Source organism: Umezawaea sp. (assembly GCF_057122925.1).
On sequence record NZ_DBNGPQ010000135.1, the window covers coordinates 1 to 10,416 of the forward strand.

Here is a 10,416-nt window from a genome sequence, read left to right on the forward strand (position 1 = left end):
GGCTCGAGCTCGGCCTGATCCACCCGTTCCCCGAACCCGATCCCGCGGAGCAGCAGCGGGCGAAGACGTTCCTCGCCACGCTGGAGCGCTTCCTGCGCGAGCGGGTCGATTCGGAGCAGATCGAGCGCGATGGACGCATCCCCGAGCACGTCGTGCAGGGGCTGCGCGACATCGGCGCGTTCGGGATCAAGATCCCTCATGAGTACGGCGGGCTCGGCCTGTCCCAGTACACCTATGGCAAGGCGATGTGCCTGGTCGGCAGCGTGTCGAGCGCGCTCACCGCGCTGCTGTCGGCGCACCAGTCGATCGGCGTGCCGCAACCGCTGGCGCTCTTCGGGACGGACGAGCAGAAGCGGGAGTTCCTGCCGCGGTGCGCGGCGGGGGCGATCAGCGCGTTCCTGCTGACGGAACCCGACGTCGGCAGCGACCCGGCCCGGCTCGGCACGACGGCGACACCGACGCAGGACGGCGAGGCCTACCTGCTGGACGGTGTGAAGTTGTGGACCACCAACGGTGTCGTGGCCGAGCTGCTGGTCGTGATGGCGGCCGTTCCCGGCAAGGGGATCAGCGCGTTCGTCGTGGAGGCGGACTCCCCCGGCATCACGGTGGAGAACCGCAACGCGTTCATGGGTCTGCGCGGGCTGGAGAACGGGGTCACGCGGTTCCACCAGGTCCGCGTGCCCGCGGCGAACCGGATCGGCGAGGAGGGCGCCGGGCTGAAGATCGCGCTGACGACGCTGAACACCGGTCGCCTGTCGCTGCCCGCCCTGTGCGCCGCGGCGGCGAAGTGGTCGGTCAAGATCGCGCGCGAGTGGTCGTCGGAACGGGTGCAGTGGGGTCTGCCGGTCGGCAGGCACGAGGCCGTGGGCGGGAAGGTCGCGTTCATCGCCGCCACGGCGTACGCGCTGGAAGCCGTGGTGGACCTCAGCAGCGAACTGGCCGACGCGGGCGCGAACGACATCCGCATCGAGGCCGCGCTGGCGAAGCTGTACGGCTCGGAGATGGGCTGCCTGGTGGTGGACGAGCTGGTGCAGATCCGCGGCGGCCGGGGCTACGAGACGGCCGAGTCGATGGCGGCGCGCGGTGAGCGGGGCGTCCCCGCCGAGCAGGTGCTGCGCGACCTGCGGATCAACCGGATCTTCGAGGGCTCGACGGAGATCATGCACCTGATCATCGCGCGGGAGGCGGTCGACGCCCACCTCGCGGTGGCGGGCGACATCATCGACCCCGAGGCGGATCGGGGCCGCAAGGCCAAGGCCGCGGCGAAGGCGGGCGGTTTCTACGCCAGGTGGCTGCCGACGCTGGTGGTGGGCAGGGGGCAGGTGCCCGGCTCGTTCGCCGAGTTCGGTCCACTCGCGACACACCTGCGGTTCGTGGAGCGGTCGAGCAGGAAGCTCGCGCGGCACACGTTCTACGCGATGTCGCGCTGGCAGGGGAAGATGGAGCGCAAGCAGCGGTTCCTCGGCCGGGTCGTGGACGTCGGCGCCGAGCTGTTCGCGATCAGCGCGACGTGCGTGCGCGCCAAGGCGGACGGCGGCAACGCGGCGGAACTGGCGGACGCGTTCGCCAAGCAGGCGCGGGTGCGCGTGGACGAGCTGTTCGAGCGGCTCTGGACCAATTCCGACGACTCCGACGTGCGGCTGACGAAGAAGGTCATGGCGGGCGAGTTCTCCTGGCTGGAGGACGGGGTGCTGGACCCGTCGATCCCCGGCGCGTGGATCGCGGACTCGACGCACCACGAGTCGAGGGCCGACGACGTGCACCGGTCGACGCCGAGCGGGTGACCGTTACACGGGACAGGCGGTTGGTGTTGGCGCGGCGCCTGTCCCGTGCGGTCGTGAGGGGCTACGTCCCCCGCATCCCTTCACGACTCCCCGGTGCAACGGATCTAGATTCTCACCCTCCAGGAGGAGGCCCTGGTAACGCTAAGCCACATTTGACCCGGCGCGCCTGCGACGATTGGGTGAATCCCAAGGTGAGAGCTTCTCGCCTAATGTCAGAGAGTGATCGCTTCGCGCTGGTCGAAGACCAGGTCACGCGCCGCGGTGAGCCCCACGGCGAGCGCGCCACTGAGCACGGCCCCGTCCCCCAGCTCCCCCGCGACGATCCTCGGCACGAGCGGCGTCGTGCGGCGCAGGGCGAGGTCCATCGGCTCCTGGAGCAGCTCGATGTTCGTGCCGACGCCCCCGCTCAGCACGACCAGCTCCGGGTCCAGCACGGCGCTCACGGACGCCACCAGGTAGGCCAGCCGCTCGGCCTCGTCGTGCACGACCTCCAGCGCGCGGGTGTCGCCGGACTTCGCCAGCACGAACACCTCGCGGGCGCTGCGCACCTGCGTCAGCCCGATGGCCTTCGCCCGGTCCACGACCGAGTGCGCCGCCGCGGCCCCCTCGAACTGGCCCCGCACCCGCGGGTCCTCCTTGGACTCGGGGTACGGCAGGTAGCCGACCTCGCCCGCGGCCCCGTGCGCGCCGCGGAAGAGCTGGCCGTCGATCACGATGCCCATGCCGATCCCCGTGCCGACGGTGACCGTGACGAAGACGCCGATGCCCTTGGCCACGCCGAACTCCATCTCGCCGACGGCGGCGAGGTTCGCGTCGTTCTCCACCACGAGACCGGGACCGAGCACGTCCTCCAGCTCGTCCAGCAGGCCCTTGCGCTCCCAGCCGGGCAGGTTCGGCGCGTGGTGCATGCCCCGGCCCCGCGTGTCCGGCACACCGGGGCTGCCGACCACCTTCGTGATCACGTCGTCCAGTTCCAGACCGGCGTCGTTCACCGTGCGGACGGCCAGCTCGCGCACCTTCCGCACGAGCGAGTCCGCCGACCGGCACCGGTTGCGCTCGTCGACCCGCGCGATGACGGACCCCGCGAGGTCCGACACGGCGGCCCGGATGCGCTGCCTGCCGATGTCCACGCCGAGCACGTGCGCGGCGGCCGGGTTGGGCTCGTAGACCACGGCCGACCGGCCGGGCCCGGCCGTCGTCCGGCCCACGGGTCTCACGAGTCCGTGGCGCTCCAGGTCGAGCAGGGCCTGGCCGACGGTGGGCTTGGAGAGGCCGGTCTCCTTGGCGATCTGGGGCCGCGTCGACGGCCCCTCCAGGCGGAGTCGGTCGAGCACCGCGCGCTGGTTGAGCGCCCGCATCCCAGCGGGGGTGCCCACCTGAGGCGCTTTCCGCACGTTCAACTCTTCCTCCGTCACGGCAGTGGCTGCGATTCTAGTTCCGGAACAGCTCGACGACGGTGGCGCCACACCCACACCCGTACAGGCACTTGGAGCAGCAGGTAGACAGGTCAGCGGACAATTTGGTCAACCAATCTTGACAACGATGTCAGGGAGCGGTTGTGCTGTCGCGCGGGTCGAGCATCGAGTCAACCGGAAGGCGTGCGCAATGGGGCACATGCGGGCGAAGAGAACCCGTTTGGCGCTGGTCGGCGTCACTGTCACTGCAGTGGTCATGGGTAGCGTGGGAAGCTGGTCGCCCGTATCGGCCGCACCGGAAGAGCCAGCCGTGAGCGCAGACCTGTTCTCGTCCTCCTTCGAGGAGGGTCAACCTCAGCCCAAGTGGGCGAGCACGGTGGAAACCGATGCCCAGGGCAACCCCAAGGCGTCGGGCGTCAACGGCGCGGACTCGGTGAGCATTCCCGGCAACGTGACCGACAAGGTCGTCGGCGTGCGGGCGAACTCCGAGAACACGGCCAGCGACGAGGTGAAGGAGAACCTCGTCGACGGGAACGTCAGCTCGAAGTGGCTGACGTTCACCAGCACCGGCTGGGTGCAGTTCCAGTTGTCGGAACCGACGCTGGTGAAGCGGTACGCGCTGTCCTCGGCGAACGACGCGGCCGAACGCGACCCGAAGAACTGGACCCTGCTGGGTTCCACCGACGGCCAGACCTGGACGACGGTCGACACCCGCGCGGGCGAGGTCTTCCCGGAGCGGCAGCAGACCAAGGTCTACGACTTCGAGACCACGACCGCCTACTCGCACTACCGGCTGGAGATCACGGCCAACGCGGGCGGCGTGAACCTGATCCAGCTCGCCGAGGTGCAGTTCTCGGACGGCTCGGCCACGCCCGCGCCGGACAACATGCGCACGACGGTGGGTGAGGGCGCCACCGGCGGCTACAACGCCAAGGGCAGGGTCGGCTTCACCGGCGTGAAGGCGCTGCGCTACCAGGGCACGCACCTCGCCGAGGGCCGCGGCTACTCCTACAACAAGGTGTTCGACGTCGACGTGCCGGTCACCAGGACGACCGAGCTGTCGTACCTGGTCTTCCCGAGCTTCATGACCGACGACCTGAACTACCCGAGCACGTTCACCGCGGTGGACCTCGCGTTCTCCGACGGCACCTACCTCAGCGACCTCGGTGCGCGCGACCAGCACGGGTTCGAGCTGTCCCCCAGGGGCCAGGGCGCGTCGAAGGCGCTCTACACCAACCAGTGGAACCGGCTCGCGTCGGTGATCGGCTCGGTCGCCGCCGGCAAGACGATCAAGCGCATCCTGGTCGCGTACGACAACCCCGAGGGGCCCGCCAACTTCAACGGCTGGTTCGACGACATCACGATCAGGTCCGCACCGTCCACTCCGGACTACCAGCGGCCGACGGACTACGTCCGCACCACCCGCGGCACCAACTCCAGCGGTTCCTTCTCGCGCGGCAACAACTTCCCGGCCACGGCCGTGCCGCACGGCTTCAACTTCTGGACCCCGGTGACGAACGCGAGCTCCACGAGCTGGTTCTACGACTACGCCAAGTTCAACAACAGCGCCAACCTGCCGACGATGCAGGCGTTCAGCACCAGCCACGAGCCCAGCCCGTGGATGCGCGACCGGCAGACGTTCCAGGTGATGCCGTCGACCGGGACGCCCACCGCCGACCGGGCCGTCCGCGCCCTCCCGTTCAAGCACGAGAACGAGACGGACAAGGCGCACTACTACAGCGTGAAGTTCGAGAACGGCATGCGCACCGAGATCGCGCCGACCGACCACGCCGCGGTGTTCAGGTTCGGCTTCACCGAGAACACCTCGAACCTGGTGTTCGACAACGTGAACAACAGCGGCGGGCTGACGCTGGACGCCGCGACCGGTGTGGTGTCCGGCTTCTCCGACGTCGGCCTGTCCTTCGGCGCGACCCGGATGTTCGTCTACGGCACGGTCGACCAGCCCGTGAAGGCCGCGGGCAAGCTGACCGGCCAGGGCCGCGACAACGTGGCGGGCTACTTCCAGTTCGACACCAGCGCGCAGAAGACCGTGCACCTGCGGATCGCGACCTCGCTGCTGAGCGTCGACCAGGCGAAGAAGAACCTGGAGCTGGAGATCTCGCCGCAGGACACGTTCGACTCCGTGAAGCAGCGCGCGCAGCAGGCGTGGGACGAGCAGCTCGGCATCATCGAGGTCGAGGGCGCCAGCGAGGACCAGCTGACCACGCTGTACTCCAGCCTCTACCGGCTCTACCTGTACCCGAACTCGACCTTCGAGAACACCGGCTCGGCCGCGGCTCCGGTCTACAAGTACGCGAGCCCGGTGAGCCCCGCCACGGGGCCGAGCACGCCGACGCAGACCGGCGCCAAGATCGTCGACGGCAAGATGTACGTCAACAACGGGTTCTGGGACACCTACCGCACGACGTGGCCCGCCTACACCCTCTTCACGCCCTCGAAGGCCGGTGAGCTGGCCGACGGGTTCGTGCAGCAGTACCGCGACGGCGGCTGGGTGTCGCGGTGGTCCTCCCCCGGCTACGCGAACCTGATGACGGGCACCAGCTCCGACGTCGCCTTCGCGGACGCCTACGTCAAGGGCGTCACCAACCTCGACGCGCAGGCGACCTACGACGCGGCCGTGAAGAACGCGACCGTGACGCCGCCGAACGACGACGTCGGCCGCCACGGCCAGGCCACGGCCGGGTTCAAGGGCTACACGTCCACCACGACGAAGGAAGGCATGTCGTGGGCGATCGAGGGCTACCTCAACGACTACGGCATCGCCACCATGTCGAAGGCGCTGTACGACAGGGCCGCGGCGAACGACCCGCGCAAGCAGGAGTACCTGGAGAACCACGAGTACTTCACCAACCGCGCGCTGAACTACGTCAACATGTTCGACCCGGCCACGGGCTTCTTCCAGGGCCGCAACCCCGACGGCACGCGCCGGGTGCCCGCGGCGGACTTCAACCCGCAGGAGTGGGGCTACGACTACACCGAGACGAACGCGTGGAACCAGACGTTCTCGGTGCCCCAGGACGGCCAGGGCCTGGCGAACCTGTACGGCGGCCGTGAGGGCCTGGCGAAGAAGCTCGACGAGTTCTTCTCCACGCCGGAGACGGCCAAGTTCACCGGCTCCTACGGCGGTGTCATCCACGAGATGACCGAGGCGCGGGACGTCCGGATGGGCCAGCTCGGGCACAGCAACCAGATCTCGCACCACATCAGCTACATGTACGACTTCACCGGCCAGCCGTGGAAGACGCAGGAGAAGGTCCGCGAGATCACCCGGCGGCTCTACCTGGGCAGCGAGATCGGGCAGGGCTACGCGGGCGACGAGGACAACGGCGAGCAGTCGGCGTGGTTCCTGTTCAGCGCGCTGGGCTTCTACCCGCTCCAGATGGGCAACTCGACGTACGCGGTCGGGTCGCCGCTGTTCACCAAGGCGACGCTGAAGCTGGAGAACGGCAAGAAGCTCGTGGTGAACGCGCCGAAGAACAGCGCGAAGAACATCTACGTGCAGAACCTCAGGGTCAACGGCAAGGTCCACGACAAGTCGTACCTGAACCACGACGTGCTCGCGTCCGGCGGGACCCTGGACTTCGACATGGGCCCCAACCCGTCGAAGTGGGCGACCGGCGCGGACTCCGTGCCCCCGTCGCTCACCAAGGGCAACGAGGTCGCGAAGCCGTTGCGCGACATCAGCACCGCGGGCACGTTCACCGGTCCGGCGGCGGTGGTGGACGACACCTCGCTGACGCAGGCCGCGGTCGACGCGCTCCAGGTCGACCTGCCCGCCACCAAGGAACGGGCCGAGTACTACACGCTGACCTCCGGCACGGCCGCGGGTGACGCGAAGAACTGGGTGCTCAAGGGCTCGTTGGACGGCAAGACGTGGACCAAGGCCGACGAGCGCCAGGACCAGAAGTTCTCCTGGCGCCAGCAGACCCGCGCGTTCAAGATCGCCAAGCCGGGCTTCTACCGGTACTACCGCCTGGAGATCGCGGGCGGCGCCACCCTGTCGGAGTTCGAGCTGCTGGCCAAGCCCCCGGTGACGGCCACAAGGACGATCACCGAGCCGGTCGGCGGACCGTTGACCGTGACGTCCGGCGTGACGGTGGTCGACGGCGCGACGATCAGCGGGCCGGTCACCGTCAACGCGGGCGCGTCGCTGTACGTGTTCGGCGGCAAGGTGAACGGGCCGATCGCGGCCAACGGCGCGGGCGCCGTGGTGCTGGTGGACTCCGAGGTCGGCGGACCGGTCACCGTGACCGGCTCGAAGACCGGGGTGAACATCGAGAACACCAAGGTCGGCGGACCGGTGAGCATCGTGAACAACAAGGCGCCGGTGGTGCTCGCGGCGAACAGGATCGGCGGGCCCATGAGCGGGAGCGGGAACAGCCCCGCCCCGGTCAACAACGGGCTGCCGAACGAGGTCCAGGGTCCGAAGGCGGGGCAGCTCGCGGGCCTGTAGCACGTCGCTGGTAGAAGGGGGAGCCTCCTGGTGGAGGCTCCCCCTTTCGCTTCACCAGGACATCTCGCGGCAGCGCTGGGCCGAGTCGCCGGGCTCGACCTGGAGGGTGGCGTGCTCGATGTGGTACCGCTCGGCCAGCAGCGCCTGCGCGGTGCGCAGCACCTCGGCCGGGTCGACGTCGCGCTCGATGCTCAGGTGCGCCGACGCCACCTCCATGCCGGAGGTCAGCGTCCACACGTGCAGGTCGTGCGCCTCGGTCACGCCGGGCAGCGTCGCCAGGTCGGCCTGCACGGCGGCGACGTCCAGGCCCTCGGGCGCGTGCTGGAACAGGATGTGCAGCGCGTGGCGGGCCAGCTTCCACGTCCTCGGCAGCACCCACAGGCCGATCGCGACACCCGTGATCGGGTCGGCGTAGCGCCAGCCGAACACTAGCGTGACGAGGCCGCTCAGCAGCACGCCGACCGAGCCGATCAGGTCGGCGAGCACCTCCAGGTACGCGCCCCGGACGTTGATGCTCTCCTTCGCGCCGCCGCGCAGCAGGAGGAAGGAGACGACGTTGGCGCACAGACCGAGCAGCGCGGCGAGGATCACCGGCAGCGCGGGCACCGAGGGCGGGTCGCCGAAGCGGCCGACCGCCTCGTAGACGACGTACCCGGCGACGCCGAACAGCAGCACCGCGTTCGCCAGCGCCGCGAGGACCTCCGCGCGGTACATGCCGAACGTCCGGTTGAGCCCCGTCGTGGCGCGGCGGGCGACCATGATCGCGGCCAGCGCCATGCCGACCCCGAGCACGTCGGTCAGCATGTGCGCGGCGTCGGAGATCAGCGCCAGCGACGACGTCGCCAACCCGACGGCGAACTCGACCACCATGAAGACCGCGCCGATGCCGAAGGCGATCCACAGCTTGCCGATGTGCTTGCCCGAAGCGCTCGCCGCCTCCGCAGGCGGCACACCGTGCCCATGCCCGTGACCCATGCGAGCAACATATAGCGACATGCGCATGTGTGCAATGTGACCGACTACTGACGCCAGGTAGGCCCCGCCAGGCGTCCCAGCACGCGGACGGCCTTCGGCGACAGGCGGCTGCCGAACCGCGCCAACCGCGACTCCGGAGTCACCGCCACCACCAGCCGATTCTGCCGAACAGCGCGGACCACCGCGGTGGCGACTCGCTCAGGTCCGTACCCGCGCAACTGGTAGGTCCTGGTCACCGCGTCCCTTTTCACCCGTTCGGTGTCCGCGTCGACGCCCGCGAACGTGGCGCTGCGGGTGATGTCGGTGTGCACGATGCCGGGGCAGATCGCGCTGACCCCGATCCCGTTGGGCTTCACCTCCTCGGCCAGGCACTCCGCCAGCATCAGCACGGCGGCCTTCGTCGCCGAGTACGCGGGCAGCGCCTTCGACGGGAAGTAGCTGGCCATCGACGCCGTCACGACGACGTGCCCGCCCTCGCCCCGCTCCACCTGGAGCGGCAGGAACGCCCGCACCGTGTGCACGACGCCCCACAGGTTCACGTCCACCACGCGCCGCCAGTCGGCCTCGGACGTGTCCAGGAACGCCCCGGCCACCACCACGCCCGCGTTGGCCATCACCACGTCCGGCACCCCGTGCTCGGCCCGGATCCGCTCCGCCACGGCGTGCACGGCCGCACCGTCGGCCACGTCCACCTCGTACGCGTGCCCCCGCACCTCCCGCGCCGTGCGCGCCGCGGCCTCGCCGTCCACGTCGAGCGCCAGCACCTCCGCCCCGTCCACCGCGAACGCCAGCGCCGTCGCCCGCCCGATCCCGCTGCCCGCCCCGGTGATCACGACCAGCTCCCGCCTCGCCGGCGTGCCGTCGACGAACTCGGTGATCATCCGCGCCACCGCCGCGGGGTGCGTCCGGGGCGCCCAGTGCGACGCGTGCAGCGACCGCCGGGTCAGCTCCGGCACCCACGGCTCCGCCGCGTCGAGGTGGCCGGCCTTCACGAACGGGTCGCGCCGCAGTTCCACCTGGAGCACCGGGACCGACACGGTCACCGGTTCAGGGGACTTCCCCACGTTCGCCCGGTACAGCCCCAGCCCGTTGACCAGTTCCCGGTGCTGGGCGCGCAGCAGCCTCCGCACGGTCCTGCTCCGCCACACCAGCTCGGGCACCACCGGCACCCGGAAACCCGCGATGTACCAGGAGTGCCTCAGCAGGTTCAGCACCTTCACCGGGTGCCGCCGGTTGCGCCGCACCCAGTCGCTGACGTGCCCCAGCGACGGCCCGGAGATGCTGGTGAACGACGCGAACAGCTCGGGGTACCGCTCAACGGCCACCCAGGCCTGCGTGGACCCCCAGTCGTGCCCGACCAGGTGCACCTTCCGACCGGGCGCCACGGCCCGCACCACAGCGGCCAGGTCCTCCCCCAACCGCTCAACCCGGTACCCGCTCAGCTCAGCGGGCCGCCTAGACCCCCCAGACCCGCGGGTGTCGTACCGAACGACGTGGAACCGCCCGACCAACCCCGCGACCACCCCGTCCCAGACGGCGGAGGTGTCAGGGAACCCGTGCACCAACACCACCACGGGCGCACCGGCCTCCCCCTCCTCCAGCACTCGAAGCCGCAGGTCACCAGCCACAACCGAACGTTCCCGCACCGGCTCCATGCCACCCGAGGGTAGGGGGTGAAAACCCGTGCCGACAGTGCGCTAGGATCATTCCAACAGCTACGGCCCCCGTAGCTCAGGGGATAGAGCACCGCCCTCCGGAGGCGGTGGCG

At 69.9% G+C, this 10,416-nt stretch carries 5 protein-coding genes; 2 read left to right on the top strand and 3 right to left on the bottom strand.

From position 1 onward, the window contains the following. On the top strand, window positions 1–1,784 hold a 1,784-nt coding region (locus AC156L_RS30335; RefSeq protein ID WP_484407496.1), incomplete at its 5' end, for an acyl-CoA dehydrogenase family protein. Between the two features lie 212 nt (window positions 1,785–1,996). On the opposite strand, the gene AC156L_RS30340 is transcribed toward AC156L_RS30335, so the two are convergent. After that, on the bottom strand, window positions 1,997–3,142 hold the full coding sequence (locus AC156L_RS30340) for an ROK family transcriptional regulator (RefSeq protein ID WP_414719881.1): 1,146 nt from the start codon (window positions 3,140–3,142) through the stop codon (window positions 1,997–1,999). Between the two features lie 247 nt (window positions 3,143–3,389). On the opposite strand from AC156L_RS30340, the gene AC156L_RS30345 reads away from it, so the two are divergent. Then, a complete protein-coding gene (locus AC156L_RS30345; protein ID WP_414719879.1) occupies window positions 3,390–7,673 on the top strand; it encodes a GH92 family glycosyl hydrolase in 4,284 nt (1,427 codons plus the stop codon). A gap of 51 nt (window positions 7,674–7,724) precedes the next feature. Here AC156L_RS30345 and AC156L_RS30350 read toward each other — a convergent pair whose 3' ends face one another. Both AC156L_RS30350 and AC156L_RS30355 read right to left on the bottom strand, forming a co-directional pair. Beyond that, window positions 7,725–8,648: a cation diffusion facilitator family transporter gene (locus tag AC156L_RS30350; RefSeq protein WP_330876036.1), complete on the bottom strand. Its 924-nt coding sequence runs from the start codon at window positions 8,646–8,648 to the stop codon at window positions 7,725–7,727. Between the two features lie 44 nt (window positions 8,649–8,692). Then, window positions 8,693–10,303 (bottom strand): SDR family oxidoreductase, encoded by a 1,611-nt coding sequence (locus AC156L_RS30355; RefSeq protein WP_330876037.1) that lies wholly within the window; start codon window positions 10,301–10,303, stop codon window positions 8,693–8,695. Between the last annotated feature and the right edge of the window lie 113 nt (window positions 10,304–10,416).

Bases quoted from the DNA above. Each gene is read 5' to 3' on its own strand.
- AC156L_RS30340 (WP_414719881.1), bottom strand. From the start codon at position 3,142: ATGCGGGCGCTCAACCAGCGCGCGGTGCTCGACCGACTCCGCCTGGAG.
- AC156L_RS30345 (WP_414719879.1), top strand. From the start codon at position 3,390: ATGGGGCACATGCGGGCGAAGAGAACCCGTTTGGCGCTGGTCGGCGTC.
- AC156L_RS30350 (WP_330876036.1), bottom strand. From the start codon at position 8,648: ATGGGTCACGGGCATGGGCACGGTGTGCCGCCTGCGGAGGCGGCGAGC.
- AC156L_RS30355 (WP_330876037.1), bottom strand. From the start codon at position 10,303: ATGGAGCCGGTGCGGGAACGTTCGGTTGTGGCTGGTGACCTGCGGCTT.